At 33.3% G+C, this 13,879-nt stretch carries 18 protein-coding genes; 8 read left to right on the top strand and 10 right to left on the bottom strand.

Features of this window, described 5'->3' with window-relative positions; translation table 11 throughout:
* Nucleotide 1 precedes the first annotated feature (1 nt).
* Both OEV82_RS11615 and OEV82_RS11610 read right to left on the bottom strand, forming a co-directional pair.
* Nucleotides 2-361, bottom strand: coding sequence for a DUF6176 family protein (locus OEV82_RS11615; protein ID WP_173659242.1), 360 nt, complete (start codon nucleotides 359-361; stop codon nucleotides 2-4).
* A 173-nt stretch (nucleotides 362-534) separates the two neighbouring features.
* Nucleotides 535-1,701 (bottom strand): TraB/GumN family protein, encoded by a 1,167-nt coding sequence (locus OEV82_RS11610; protein WP_173659244.1) that lies wholly within the window; start codon nucleotides 1,699-1,701, stop codon nucleotides 535-537.
* Nucleotides 1,702-1,903: 202 nt separating this feature from the next.
* Between OEV82_RS11610 and OEV82_RS11605 the strand changes: the two genes are divergently transcribed.
* From OEV82_RS11605 to OEV82_RS11585, 5 genes are all read left to right on the top strand, one after another.
* The gene (locus OEV82_RS11605) at nucleotides 1,904-3,121 is read left to right on the top strand and encodes an MFS transporter (protein WP_446686437.1); all 1,218 of its coding nucleotides are present in this window, start codon (nucleotides 1,904-1,906) and stop codon (nucleotides 3,119-3,121) included.
* Nucleotides 3,122-3,244: 123 nt separating this feature from the next.
* Nucleotides 3,245-3,469: a YppG family protein gene (locus OEV82_RS11600; protein WP_173659246.1), complete on the top strand. Its 225-nt coding sequence runs from the start codon at nucleotides 3,245-3,247 to the stop codon at nucleotides 3,467-3,469.
* A 92-nt stretch (nucleotides 3,470-3,561) separates the two neighbouring features.
* The gene (locus tag OEV82_RS11595; RefSeq protein ID WP_161921870.1) at nucleotides 3,562-3,675 is read left to right on the top strand and encodes a YjcZ family sporulation protein; all 114 of its coding nucleotides are present in this window, start codon (nucleotides 3,562-3,564) and stop codon (nucleotides 3,673-3,675) included.
* A 38-nt stretch (nucleotides 3,676-3,713) separates the two neighbouring features.
* A complete protein-coding gene (locus OEV82_RS11590) occupies nucleotides 3,714-3,854 on the top strand; it encodes a YjcZ family sporulation protein (RefSeq protein WP_173659248.1) in 141 nt (46 codons plus the stop codon).
* A gap of 193 nt (nucleotides 3,855-4,047) precedes the next feature.
* Entirely contained in the window at nucleotides 4,048-5,148 is a 1,101-nt protein-coding gene (locus OEV82_RS11585) for a CAP domain-containing protein (protein ID WP_173659250.1), read from the top strand.
* An 84-nt stretch (nucleotides 5,149-5,232) separates the two neighbouring features.
* On the opposite strand, the gene OEV82_RS11580 is transcribed toward OEV82_RS11585, so the two are convergent.
* From OEV82_RS11580 to OEV82_RS11565, 4 genes are all read right to left on the bottom strand, one after another.
* Complete coding sequence (locus tag OEV82_RS11580) at nucleotides 5,233-6,075, bottom strand: DegV family protein (protein WP_263061968.1); 843 nt, start codon at nucleotides 6,073-6,075, stop codon at nucleotides 5,233-5,235.
* Nucleotides 6,076-6,149: 74 nt separating this feature from the next.
* Complete coding sequence (mug, locus tag OEV82_RS11575) at nucleotides 6,150-6,653, bottom strand: G/U mismatch-specific DNA glycosylase (RefSeq protein ID WP_263061967.1); 504 nt, start codon at nucleotides 6,651-6,653, stop codon at nucleotides 6,150-6,152.
* 63 nt (nucleotides 6,654-6,716) lie between these two features.
* On the bottom strand, nucleotides 6,717-7,106 hold the full coding sequence (locus OEV82_RS11570) for a cytosolic protein (protein ID WP_263061966.1): 390 nt from the start codon (nucleotides 7,104-7,106) through the stop codon (nucleotides 6,717-6,719).
* Between the two features lie 87 nt (nucleotides 7,107-7,193).
* Nucleotides 7,194-7,946, bottom strand: coding sequence for an exodeoxyribonuclease III (locus tag OEV82_RS11565; protein ID WP_263061965.1), 753 nt, complete (start codon nucleotides 7,944-7,946; stop codon nucleotides 7,194-7,196).
* A 313-nt stretch (nucleotides 7,947-8,259) separates the two neighbouring features.
* Between OEV82_RS11565 and motA the strand changes: the two genes are divergently transcribed.
* Nucleotides 8,260-9,069, top strand: coding sequence for a flagellar motor stator protein MotA (gene motA, locus OEV82_RS11560; protein ID WP_173657883.1), 810 nt, complete (start codon nucleotides 8,260-8,262; stop codon nucleotides 9,067-9,069).
* Nucleotides 9,047-9,853, top strand: a complete 807-nt coding sequence (gene motB / locus OEV82_RS11555) for a flagellar motor protein MotB (protein WP_173657882.1) — start codon at nucleotides 9,047-9,049, stop codon at nucleotides 9,851-9,853. The genes motA and motB overlap by 23 nt, the downstream gene beginning before the upstream one ends.
* 59 nt (nucleotides 9,854-9,912) lie before the next feature.
* Here motB and OEV82_RS11550 read toward each other — a convergent pair whose 3' ends face one another.
* The 4 genes from OEV82_RS11550 to OEV82_RS11535 form a co-directional block, all read right to left on the bottom strand.
* Nucleotides 9,913-10,536 (bottom strand): ribonuclease H1 domain-containing protein, encoded by a 624-nt coding sequence (locus tag OEV82_RS11550; protein WP_173657881.1) that lies wholly within the window; start codon nucleotides 10,534-10,536, stop codon nucleotides 9,913-9,915.
* A gap of 99 nt (nucleotides 10,537-10,635) precedes the next feature.
* Complete coding sequence (locus OEV82_RS11545; protein WP_173657880.1) at nucleotides 10,636-10,938, bottom strand: iron-sulfur cluster assembly accessory protein; 303 nt, start codon at nucleotides 10,936-10,938, stop codon at nucleotides 10,636-10,638.
* Nucleotides 10,939-11,038: 100 nt separating this feature from the next.
* A complete protein-coding gene (locus OEV82_RS11540; RefSeq protein ID WP_263061964.1) occupies nucleotides 11,039-11,662 on the bottom strand; it encodes an NUDIX hydrolase in 624 nt (207 codons plus the stop codon).
* A gap of 558 nt (nucleotides 11,663-12,220) precedes the next feature.
* Nucleotides 12,221-13,222 carry an NADPH:quinone oxidoreductase family protein gene (locus OEV82_RS11535; protein ID WP_263061963.1) on the bottom strand — a complete coding sequence of 334 codons (1,002 nt, stop codon included), beginning with the start codon at nucleotides 13,220-13,222 and terminating at the stop codon, nucleotides 12,221-12,223.
* A 354-nt stretch (nucleotides 13,223-13,576) separates the two neighbouring features.
* Between OEV82_RS11535 and OEV82_RS16180 the strand changes: the two genes are divergently transcribed.
* Nucleotides 13,577-13,780 carry a transposase gene (locus tag OEV82_RS16180; protein ID WP_407672767.1) on the top strand — a complete coding sequence of 68 codons (204 nt, stop codon included), beginning with the start codon at nucleotides 13,577-13,579 and terminating at the stop codon, nucleotides 13,778-13,780.
* The last annotated feature ends 99 nt before the right edge of the window (nucleotides 13,781-13,879 follow it).

The following is a 13,879-nucleotide window of genomic DNA, read 5'->3' as shown; positions in this document are numbered from 1 at the left end:
GTTACCTCTCCCTACCAATTTCCATTACACTCTTAATCTTATCAGGAATCATAACCGATTCTAACTTAAAATCAACGGGTTCAAAACTAGAATCAATACATTCTCTCCAATATTTCAAATGGATTTGATCCACCCAATGCTCTGATTCTTCTACATTTTGTCCTCCTTCGCCTTGAACAGAAAACCAATATAAATATTCTTCATCTCTTCCTTTTTCTCGAAAAATAGCTTCTACAAACATCTTCTCATCTTCTAATGTAAGGAGCACCTTTTCCATATGATCGTTCAAGAATTTCATCCATTCGTCAACTCGATGACTTTTCCCCTGTTTCACTCGAAATTTTGTTAGTTCAACTTGCAACTCTGTTCCCCCTTTATAATATTTGTCTTTAATTCAATATTTGAACCTCACTATTGCATCTAGTCCACAAAAATTAATGTATAGTTTATCAATTTCGCATATTTTAGATAAAAAATCAGCAGAACTCCATTTAAGACAATGTAAAGCCCTGCTGTTCTTCAAAAGAAGCATGATTAAATATTTTTAAAGAATAAGCGTAAAACGTCCGCTCCTCCGATAAATGTACCTAAAGAGCTACCGAGATTTGATAATACTATAATTAACAATATCCTTGTTACTTTATTTTGCCAAAATCCCTTAACAGAGGTGATATCGTTTGATAACGTTTCAAAGTCTTTAACATTTGGTTTTCTCACTATTGCTTGCACAAAACCTGCAAAGAAACCTGCTGCAAGTAACGGATTTAAAGCGGTGATTGGTGCAGCTACAAATGCGGTAAGGATGGCTAAAGGATGAGCTAAAGCGATCGTAGCTCCGAGAGCCGCTAATGAACCATGCCACAAAATCCAACTCCACGTCTGTTGCAAACCTGCATCTGGATTCATAAAAAACGTATAGGCAATGATCGCAACAATGAACAGAGGAATTGACCAACCAATGATTTTCGGCCATTTTGATTTAGGTGGAACTTTTGTTAATTCATTTAAATTTTGGCGTTTATGAATTTCTTTCGTTATTCCAGGAACATGGGCTGCTCCAAGTACAGCAACAATTTTCTTTCCGGGTGCCCGTCGAATTTTTTCCGCTAAATATTGATCCCTTTCATCAATTAAAGGTTGTTTTAATTCCGGAAAATGTTCTGTAAATTCATTTAATACCGAAGAAATCGTATCCTTCGATTTCATTTGTTCTAACTCTTCCTCAGTAATGGTTTCCTTACTAAAAATACTGTAGATGATCTCACTAAGTAGCGTCATTTTTCCTTTAAAACCAATATTCGCCCAAACTCTAGCAAAGGTGGTTTGGATATTGCGATCCGCAAGAACTAGTTTTGCATCGATGTCCTTTGCAGACTCGATTGCTTGAATCATTTCTTGACCGGGTTTAATTCCAAATTGGTCAGCCATCCGTTTCTGAAATGAAGAAAGGGCCAAGTTGATTAACATTAATGTTGTCTTTTTTTCTTTAATTATTTTAAAAATGTCCATATCTTGCCATTTTTGTCCTTCAGTAATCGATTCATAACGTCCTTGATCCAACTCTATGCAAACTGAATCAGGTTGTTCTGTTTCAATTACTTCTTTTACTAACTCAGCACTATTTTTCGAAACATGGGCAGTACCAATTAATATGTATTCTTTCGTTCCAATTTGGATTCGTGTAATATTTTCTTCGTTCATTATTACCCATCCTTTTAACATACTAAGCAATAGAAAATCGTTATGTTTTTATAATATCGAAGTTTTCCGGACAAGTGAAATATAATTTGACCATTTTTTTAAAATTATATTTACGAAAATTGTGAATCATCCAACAAAATGGACAATTCTATCTAAAAGACGTTATCATTATTTAAAAATATTATTTCTATCGAGGCGATAGATGATGAAGTATATTCAAATAGGAAGTAAACAGTTTTTCAAGGCAAGTATCGCATTATTTTTTGGTGGTTTCGTAACCTTTTCAATATTATATACGACACAGCCATTATTACCTATTTTTTCTAATGAATTTTCAGTTTCTCCTTCTATTACTAGTTTATCTGTTTCACTATCAACGGGATTTCTTTCCATCATGATGCTTTTTGCTGCTAGTTTATCAGATCGATTTGGTAAAAAACAAATTATGAACATTTCGATGTTCTTTACTTCTGCAATATCGATTATCATTGCCTTTGTACCCAATTTTGAAAGTTTACTCATCTTTCGAGCAATTCTCGGGATAACAGCTGCCGGAATACCTTCCCTTGCAATGGCTTATGTTGCAGAAGAATTTCATCCAAATACAATTGGGACTGCAATGGGAATATACATAAGCGGAACAACGATTGGTGGACTTGCCGGACGAATATCAGCAGGCATTTTAACTGATTTATTTACTTGGCGTATCGCCTTATTCATAATTGGGATGATAGCACTTATTCTGTCCGTTGGTTTTTCACTATTAATGCCAAAGCCGAAACGTGTTGTAAAGACATCAATAAATTTTAAAACCGCTTTTCAAACATATCAAGTGCACCTTTCAAATAAGCCGTTAATGGCTCTCATCATATTAGGCTTTTTATTTATGGGTGGATTTGTTACCTTATTTAATTATATTGGATTTTTATTCGTTTCCCCTCCATATTCATACCGTCAATCCGTTATAGGATTAATATTTCTAGTCTATTTGTTTGGTAGTTTTAGTTCCGTTTATATGGGGAAAAAAGCAAGTATATATGGATATGCAAAGGTCCTTACAGTAAATGTATTGATCACAATGACAGGTGCAATACTCACTCTTTTTTCTTCAATATGGTTGATAATTATCGGGCTTTCCATTTTCACCTTTGGCTTTTTTGCATGCCATTCCGTTACTAGCAGCTGGATAGGTGAATTTTCCAAAGTTTACAAAGCTCAAAGTTCATCATTATATTTGCTGTTTTATTATTTAGGCTCAAGTATTGCCGGTACACTCGGAGGGATTTTATGGAGTAATTTTGGATGGATTGGTGTTACATTATTTGTGCAAGTATTATTTATTATAAGTTTGCCATTTATCCTTTATAGTCAGCGCTCTTTTATGCAAAAAGCTAGAACAAACTCTGGCTTTAAGTCATGATCATCTCTGAAACAGAGATGGTCAATTTTTTATTTGCCCAATCTTCATGAACATCTAATGAATATACTATAATAGTTCATTTGTTTAGGAATTGCCTATTTTCTTCAGGAAGGAGGGGGTACAATGTTTCCTTATCATCGTCCACCAAGAAACCCATTTTTTCCACAACATCAAAAATTTCGCCATCCTTATGCACATCTTTTCTTTGATTATTTTAGAAAAGACGATGGAAAAATTGATTTCGACAAAATCTCTTATTCCCTTCAACAAATCAATAAAATAATGAAGCAAGCTGATCCTTTAGTAAAACAAGTTACTTCCTTTGTGAAGAAAACTAGCAAATTATAAACAGCCCAAATTCAATGGGATTAGGACAAATGACCAAACAAATGAGAAATACCCACATATAATACAACAAATAAACATGGAGGTGTTTATTGATGAGTGACGGACGCGGACATCATGGACCACATGGTGGTTATGGTGCAGGCTTTGCACTAATTGTAGTGCTGTTCATCCTATTAATCATCGTAGGTTCTGCTTATATTTGGTAAACCAACTTTGAAAAACTAATCACGAGGAGGTATTTTTTATGGGATTCTACAAATGCCATGGATATGGCTATGGTTATGGAGGATATGGTTACGGTGGCGGATATGGCGCCGGTAGATGGTTTGCTTTAATTGTCGTATTATTTATCCTTCTTATTATTGTTGGTGCTGCTTGGTTATAATATCGAAAGCATGAAAATATGAAAGTTCGAAAAAGGCTGTTTGCGATTGTAAGCAGCCTTTTATTTTGGAAAATATATTTTTCATAGATAAAGGTTTGATATAATACAAGTAAAATTCGTTATGAATATTGCAAGGTACTTTGTTTGTTTTTTCTAAAAATTGATAAAAATAAAACGGAAAGGAGTGACACCAATGAAAAAATTACTAATCACATTAGCCATTCTTATTTTAGTTGCTTATGCAACGAATAATGCGACTAAAAACGATTCATTATTTGATCAAATTAAATCAGGTGTCGTATCTATCGCTAATTTTATTAATATAGATGAATTGCAATACTATATTTCGAATATGATCGAAACAGTGGAAGAAGAAAGCCATTCTTTTTTTAATGGCTCTAAAAATGAAAATGGATCGCCTTTAATCAAACATCCAGAAGAACAAAACTTTTCCATCGCAAATATAGAAATCGGCCACACGAAAAAAGAAGTTGAAGCAAGGTTTGGTAAAGCAGATCGAATCACTTATAATGAGTATCATACATATTGGCATACTTATCATGACAACTATCAAAATTTTTTTATGGTTGCCTATGACAAAAATCATAAAGTAGTTGGTTTATTTACAAATCAAAACTTAATTTCCTCAAATTATGATGTAAAACTTGGTACAAGTAAAAAGCAAGTACAAAAGACTATGGGTAGTTCTTTAGACCGTATTCATAAAGATTTCGTTGTTTATAGATTACCGACTAATAGAGATTATGATATATATGAAAAAGATTCATGCTATATTACCATATTTTATGATAAACACGAGAATAACACGGTAACGGCTATTCAGATTATAGATAAATCGTTAGAAGACAAAAAACAAGATATTTATACGATACCGAGTCAAGAACTGATTGAAGGTTTTGAATTTCAAATGTTTGATTTAACAAATGCAGAACGGGTTAAATATGGACTATCTATTTTAACATGGGATGAACATGTAAGACGTACCGCCCGTGAACATAGTAAAGATATGGCAACAAATAATTATTTTAGTCATACGAATTTAAAAGGAGAATCTCCCTTTGATCGTATGCGAGAAAACGAGATTCATTTTCAACTTGCAGGTGAAAATCTAGCCTATGGGCAATTTAGTAGTATATATGCTCACGAAGGTTTATTAAATTCACTTGGTCATCGTAAAAATATTTTGCAAGAAGACTTTGAGTATTTAGGTGTTGGTGTCGCTTTTAATCAAGAAAATCACCCCTACTTTACGCAAAATTTTTTTGCCAAATAATCAAATGTAAATTGAAAATGAACATATCATTGATCTCGATTGCCATACAAAAAGGGACACCCTACATAGTGGATGCCCCTTAATTTATTTCGTTTTAAATAAAACACCTAGAGTATTTGGTCCGCAATGGCAAGAAATTGTACATGATGCTCGAGTAATAAATACTTCTTCAAAAGGTTGACTCTCTATCACCAATTGTTTTACTTGATTTAATAAGTCTACAGAACAACCGGAATGAGTAATAAAGACCCGATCCGTAATAATATCATCTCGATCCTTCAAACGATCTACAACATATTTTTGAATTGACTTTTCAATTTTGCCACGATATTTTTTTCCAACTTCCATCTTACCATCAATCACTTCAATACATGGTTTAATATTCAATAAACTTGCACCAAAGGCTTGTATTGAAGAGCATCGTCCCCCCATTTTTAAATAATCTAACGTATCAATAACAAAACTTGCATCTATTTTTGGAATCACTCTCTTTAAGTTCTCACAAATTTGCTCGGCATCAAGTCCTTGTGCTGCAAGCTCAGCTGCTTCTATAACTAGATGTCCAGAACCGGTCGATAAATTTTCTGAATTAATCACGTAAACATTTTTAAATTCTTGTGAAGCAATGTACGCATTTTGAAATGAACTGGAAAATTGTTGACCTATATTGATATGAATAATAGCGTCATATTCCTGATATTTTGCAAATAAATCAATGTAATTTTGCACCGATACCGCGGCAGTTTTCGGTAGCTTTCCTGTTCTTTGGGCATATGCATAAATATCATCTGGTTGAATATCAACACTATCCCGATATGTATTTTCATCGATAATGATATAAAGCGGTATTGTATCGATATTATATTTTTGAAGTAATTCATGGGATAAATCAGCAGTACTATCACAAGTTATTTTAACTTTTGACATATGTATCTTCTCCTTAAATCAATCATCGATTAAATCTAATAATATCTTAAATTAACTTTACTAAATTGTCACTTTCATTTTAGTAGCATTTTTAATTGTTTATAAATCGTAACGATTTCACTAATCGGCATTCGGACAAGACCACTTGTCGAAGGTGCTACAAAATCAATTATACCATCTATCACTGATTTGTCTTGCTTTCCCCAATTACAATTTTTTATACCACTATATTGTTGATAAACTCCTTTTCCAACATAACATACAATTTTTGGTTTATAATAGTTGATTTTTTTCTTTAATTTCTTACTTCCATTCAAAAACTCTTCTTTCGTAATATCATTCGCACCTTTTGTCGGGCGATCTACAATATTCGTTAATCCGTAACCTAACTTTAACAATTTCTCATCATCTTCAGGTGTAAATTTTCTAGGTGTCAGTCCGGCTTCAAATAAAACTTTCCAAAAACGATTCGTCGGGTTTGCATAATGATGACCTTTTTCACTTGACATAATACTAGGATTAAATCCAACAAACACAATGTGTAAGTTTTTCTCTAAATATTCCGGGATTTCTTCCATACTCCCAAACCTCCTACCAATAAATTAAATTTAAAAAGGACTGCCAAATGACAGCCCGAAATATTATGGTATTACGTCTTTACCCGAATCTACAATATGAAATAATAAGTGTGCTAAATGATGAACAGGACCATAGCTATCTTCTTCATCATTATCATCTATATATGTCTGACTCATAAATAAAGCAATTAAATCATAAAAATCCTTTAATTCCAATGAATAATAATCACTTGGTTCTTCGCGATCTTCTTCATAGCGTATGATATGGTACGATTCATTTCCCTCTCCATCTTCAGCATCAAGAAAAACAAATAATCCCATATTTGTATCAAGCTCACATAGTTGTCTTACTCCACCTGATGAAAGTGTATCAAAATCTTGTTCACTCAATTTATTAACGGTCATTGGGTCCGCTTGATCATGTTCGTGAAATTGTACAGTAAAAGTTTTCATCTTTGTTCCTCCATATCTTATGTGTTACTGCATACAGCTTGCCCTACTTTGCTAAAAATATAAGTATAACAACTGTTTAACAAAAAATTATTTTATTTCTAAAGTAACTGGACAATGATCACTTCCTAAAATATGATGATGAATATTTGCATCAACCAATCTATCCTTAAATCTTTCGGAAACGATAAAATAATCAATACGCCAACCGATATTACGTTCGCGAACTTTATTCATATAACTCCACCATGTATAACGATCTTTTTCGTTCGGATAAAAATAGCGAAAAGTATCAATAAAACCTGCATTTAACAATTCAGTCATTTTTTCACGTTCTTCATTTGTAAATCCAGAATTTCCTACATTTGTTTTGTAATTTTTTAAATCGATTTTTTGATGGGCCACGTTTAAATCGCCACAATAAATGACCGGTTTTTTGGCATCAAGTTCAAGCATATATTTCCTTATTTTATCTTCCCATTGAAGTCGATAGGATAAACGAGATAAGTCTCGTTTTGCATTCGGTGTATAACAATTAATTAAATAAAAGTCCTCGAATTCTAATGTAATTAGTCTGCCTTCTTTTTCGATTTCCTCTTGTGAAAAACCATATGAAAACGAAAGCGGTGCATTTTTAGTAAATATAGCTGTACCAGAATAACCTTTCCTCTCAGCATAATTCCAATACTGTTTGTAACCTGGTAAGTCTAATTCGATTTGACCCTCTTGAAGTTTTGTTTCTTGTACACAAAATATATCAGCATCAACTTCGTGAAAATAATTGAGAAACCCTTTTCTTACACAAGTACGAAGCCCATTGACATTCCAACTAATTAACTTCATTTTATAATACCCCATTTTTCTTCATAATCTAGTTCATTTTAACATAGAATGGAGTTTCATCGTAAAAAAGTGAACTTTACAGAAAATTTTGGTTTTGTATTCCATTTCATTGATTCTCATGTTAGTCTTGCTCGGAAAACTTAGTTTATGATCTAAGTCAATTCCTTGATTTTTTTCGGACACTTTTGTATTCCTAAATAGTCTTTCCTTTTCCTGTAGAATCGCCATTTTCCTAAAATGCTCTTAATTTTTCTCGAAATCTGTCGATAAAAGGAAAGAGTTACAAAAAAATTATAGTAGTTAGGTGATAGAATTGGATAAAACTTCTGTATTTGGATTAATTATTGGAATTTTCGTTCTTGGTGTTGGAATCGTACTAAAAGGCGTTCCTATCAGTGCACTTGCGAATAGTGCAGCTATACTCATTATTATTTTGGGTACAGCAGCTGCAGTCATTATTGCTTTTCCTAGCTATGAAATTAAAAGAGTGCCAAAATTACTCAAAATTTTATTTACAGAACAAAAGAAGATGAATAAAGTCGAATTAATTAACATGTTTTCTGATTGGGCACAAACTGCAAGGAGAGAGGGAATTCTTGTATTAGAAAAGAAAATTGCAGAATTGGAAGACCCTTTTTTAAAAAATGGCATGTATCTAGCAATTGATGGTAAAACACCAGATTATATACGCGAAGTTTTGTTGGCGGAAATTGAGGCGATGGAAGAACGGCATGAAACTGGTGCTAAAATATTTTCTCAAGCAGGTACTTATGCGCCAACACTTGGTGTTTTGGGAGCCGTTGTCGGACTTATAGCTGCTCTTGGGGAAATGAATGATACAGAAACATTAGGACAAGCAATCAGTGCAGCCTTTATTGCTACACTACTTGGCATTTTTACAGGTTACGTCCTTTGGCATCCTTTCGCGAATAAATTGAGAAGGAAATCAAAACAAGAAATACAACTAAAAATGATGATGATTGAAGGCATTCTTTCTATTATTGAAGGTGAAGCTCCTAAAGAAATTGAACAAAAACTATTATCATTCCTTCCAGCCAAGGAACGACGAGCTTTCATAGAAGAAAGTAGGGATCATAACAATGCGTATACGAAAACGACATGAAGAAAAAGAACAAAAGGATTCTTGGCTTTTACCATATTCTGATTTAATGACATTGTTATTAGCTCTGTTTATTGTACTTTTTGCCAGTAGTTCTGTTGATGCTCAAAAATTTCAAGCGATTTCTAAAGTTTTTGGAGATATTTTTTCAAGTGGAACTCATGTGCTAGAGTACCCTAGTCCGATACCAGAAGCAGAAAATAAAGTGAACTCAAATGAAGATAAAGTGAATGACAAACATTCATTTAGTCATAATGAATATAATCAATTCAAACAGATTAAAGAGCGAATCGACAGTTATATATTCAGTAAAAACTTAGAAGGAAAACTACAAACATCTTTATCAGATGAAGGGTTGCTGTTAACAATTAATGATACGATTCTATTTGATTCTGGAAGTGCTGAAATTCGTGAACATGATAAACAAATTGCAAGAGAAATAAGTCATTTGCTCGTTATCAATCCACCACATAATGTGGTGATAACAGGACATACGGATAATGTGCCCATCCACAACTCGAATTTTGAATCAAACTGGGAACTGAGTGTTACAAGAGCTGTCAATTTCATGGAACTGTTATTGGAAAATGAAAAGTTAGATCCAAGGTGGTTTAGTGCAAAGGGTTTTGGTCCATATCAACCAATTGCATCCAATGAATCCGCATCTGGAAGACAACAAAATCGTCGTGTTGAAGTGTTAATCTTACCGAACAATAAACTCTCACAGCAAGATGAAGAAACGATTGGAAATAAAATAGATAACGAAAAAAGTAATAACATTGATTGAGGGGCTGTCGAGTTGGACTGCCCCCTGTCGAGTTAACAGCTTATTTACTACCAATCATTCTATTTTCGACCAAAGTCAGCTTTATTTTCCCCCCACCATTCAGTTTCCCATTTCAAAATTTTGTTAGTATAGGTATTCTTTTTCAACCATTGTTCCCCACGTTTAATTAAATCCCATACCTTTTCTGTATCTTTTGTAATAGCAAGAGATGTATTTGCTTTTTTCATTTTTACCCATTTTATAGCCGTTTGCGAATCTGAATAAATCGGGATCGATAAATTACGTTCTTTTAAATAACTGAGACCATGTATGATCGCTAAAAATTCTCCAATATTATTAGTTCCTATAATCGGTCCATAATGAAATAATTTTTGACCGGTTTTTGTATATACTCCTTGATACTCCATTAATCCAGGATTTCCACTACAAGCAGCATCAACTGATATGCTTTCAGCTATGAATTCATGCTTTTTATTATTGTGAATGTTGTTTCGAATTCCACTTTTTGACTGATAAAAGTGTTTCCAACCTAATTGATAAGCCGCTTCTGCTTCTGCCTTTGATAAAAACGCTTTATATTTTGCACCTTTTATACCTTCAGTATTTAATTTGCACTCATTCCAAGAAGTATAGATGCCCTTTTTTCTACCTTCCCATACGACATAATACTTTTGTTTTGCCATAACTCCTCCAAAAATTATTTTTAATCAAGAAATAGAAAATCTTCCTTATATATCCCAAATATGAATTAAGAGAGGTGTAAGACCTCTCTTGTTGTTTCATTAGTGATGATGTGAATGCCCTTTTGATGGGTTTGTAATGACGAATCCTTCTTCTGGCACATAAAAGTATTGAATCCAAACACCGTCTAACCATTCATTGCCGGACTCTAATAGTACATCAATGTCTTTATCTGTTTTTACAATTTCATCTGTCTCTTTTGGTGTATCAAAAGAGATTCCGTAATGGGCATGATTCCCATGTAGATGAGATACATAAACCCGTAGCATTTTCCCTTGATTATTTTCATTTTCAAGTTCTTTTTTAATTACTTTTGCAGCATTTTTATTTATTTTTACTTTCATTTATGAACACTCCTTAATTTTGGAAGAAACATTATCCCTTCCTTATAATGTACATGTGATCATTTAAGCATAATTACTAAAAATATACAACTCAGATCATTCAATTTTTATCAAATACAATCGATAGAAAATGATTTAATATTTTTGCTGTTAATCCCCATATACAATAATTTTCATACATATAGAAATACTCCTTGATTGCTCTTGTTCGAAACGGATAATTTTTACCACCTGGAATAAGATGAAACGGAAATTGTTCATTTTGAGCAATCTGAAACTTTAACGGATAAATTTCTGGTTCCATTTGACGAAAATATTCGAGTGGAACAGTAAAGATTTCCTTTACTTCTGCAGGATTAGGCGATATTTTATCAGTATGAATTAAACCAACAAATGGAAAAATCATTCTTCTTTCCATTGACTGAATCAAATAATCTAATGGATAGACTTGTGTAATATGTTTTTGATTTATTCGAAGCTCCTCCGCTGTTTCCCGTATGGCTGTTTCTTTCACTGTTTGATCATTTTTTTCAAAGCGACCACCAGGAAAACAGATTTCACCAGGTTGACTTCGTAATTCCTCAGATCGTACTTCAAATAATATATGAATTTCATTATTCTTAATAAGGAGTGGAACTAAGATTCCATATGTTTGAAAATGTTCTTTACCCAACACTTTAGCACGGCGGTTTTCCATTTTAGAAAATATATGTGTTAAATCCATTTTTACTTCCTTTCGAAATGTTTTAATATTTTAATATAATCATATCACGAGAATATATTCCATTATGGAAAATATTTCGTTTAAATCTGATATTTTTCTACATAAATACAACTGATTTAATTTTAATGTGAATACGTAATTTTCTTTATTACTAATTTGGCATAGGTACGATTTTTATTCAATAAAATAGCTAAACGATGGCAGTCATGAAATCACAACTCTCCTTCTATCCTCAAAAATGAGACATTTATAATAAAACATTCACTCCGATTATTTAAAGACAAAAAGGCACCATACGTCCCTTAACGGGCATATGATGCCAATTACTGAAAAAGACGTAGAAAATATGTCACTCCCTCGTCTTCACAGCCACACGAACTCACATCTTTATGCATTCTATTTAATTAAAGAAGGCAGGTAATGACCAGATAATTTGAAATTTTAATGCCGGACAACGATTGTTAAGTTATTTATTTTCATAACCTCACTTGATTATTGTTGAAATGTCTTGATACTACTACTTCATTTTAAAATATGTCAATAACGTTTTAAATTTTTCTAATTTTGCTTGTCGAAATCAACAATATATCTACCTTTCAATTCTCCAGCTAATATCTTCTTTAATACACCTGGTATTTGTTCAAATGAAACTTCAGTCGTAATCGTATTCATCAATTGATTTGGCTTCATCTCCTTCGCTAGTCTATTCCATATTTGTGTTCTAATTTCCATTGGACAATATACAGAATCAATCCCCAACAAATTTATACCTCTTAAGATGAATGGAAAAACAGTAGAAGTAAACGTATTACCTGCCGTTAGTCCGCTTACTGCAACTGAACCACCATATTGAATAGATGCCAAAATAACTGATAAATACTCACCAGCCACAGGGTCAACTGCTGCTTGCCATTTTTGTTTTAACAGTGCTTTATGATTAGGATTCATCAGTTCATCCGGTGATATTATCTCGTCTGCACCAATTTGTTTCAAAAATTCATGTTCACTCTGCTTTCTCGAACTTGCCGTAACGGTATATCCAAGTTTCTTCAGCATTGCAACAGCATTCGAACCTACACCCCCTGTGGCTCCAGTGACCAACACAGGACCACTTGCTTTATTTACACCATTTTCTTCTAAACGATGAATAGACAATGCCGCTGTAAATCCTGCGGTACCAATCGCCATTGCTTCTTTTAACGAAAGACCTTGTGGTAGCGGCACGATCCATTCGGCTGGAACACGAGCAACTTCACTATAACCTCCAAAATGGTTGACTCCGATTTCGTAACCTGTAACGAGTACTTCGTCGCCTTCTTTAAAGTTTGGATTTTCTGATTCTATGACTGTGCCTGCAAGATCAATACCAGGAACCATCGGATAATTTCGCACAACGCCACCGTTCGGTATGGTTGCTAAACCATCTTTATAATTAATGCTGGAATAATGAACTTTTATCGTTACATCTCCTTTAGGTAAATCTTCCAGTGTTAATGTTTGAAAGTTTAATTCTGTTCCGGACTCTGTTTTATTAACGAGCAAGGCTTTGAAATGTTCCATATGTACACTTCCTTTTCTATTAATTTAGTTGTTAAGAAAAATGATCGGGCTCCAAATTAAATATTCGGCTTTCGATATCTTTTTCCTGCTTGTACTATATCAGTTGTATAAAATATACACGTCCTTATTATAAACATCCTTCATGTTTATAGCTATTATCGACGTTATGAACACACTTTTTCTGTCCTTTGCTTCCATTTTCTGCTTTCCTCCCCTTGATGAACACACTTTTTCTCTCAATCTCTTCCCATTTCCGTTTTCATCTTCGCTTTGAAAACACTTTTTCTTTTATTCTGTGAAACTTTTACTTTTATCACATTTATTGATGCTATGGTTTACGTTTTTACCTTATGAATACTATTTCCATTACGTAAAAAAACGTTCACTCGATTCCGGTTGCGTGGAATCGAAAAGGTTGAAACTGAATTTGGGATTGTAGCTTTAGCCCACAATCTCCTAAAATTTGTAGGTAATATCAAGCTGTTTTCAGGAAAATGTAAAAAGAGCGAATTGAGAAACAAAAGGATTTCTCAATCAGCTTGTAGACAAAGTCCCTAACTAGTGGCCAAATCTACAGGTTTTTTTTGTATAATAGGGATAGAATTCTTGGTTAACGGGGGAAATTTAGGATGTTATCGAAGCGTACAGACAATAATC

Source organism: Pallidibacillus thermolactis (genome assembly GCF_025660415.1).
GTDB lineage: Bacteria > Bacillota > Bacilli > Bacillales > Caldibacillaceae > Pallidibacillus > Pallidibacillus thermolactis.
Note: the sequence above shows the minus strand (reverse complement) of the source record. Positions and strands in the feature narration are given on the sequence as shown.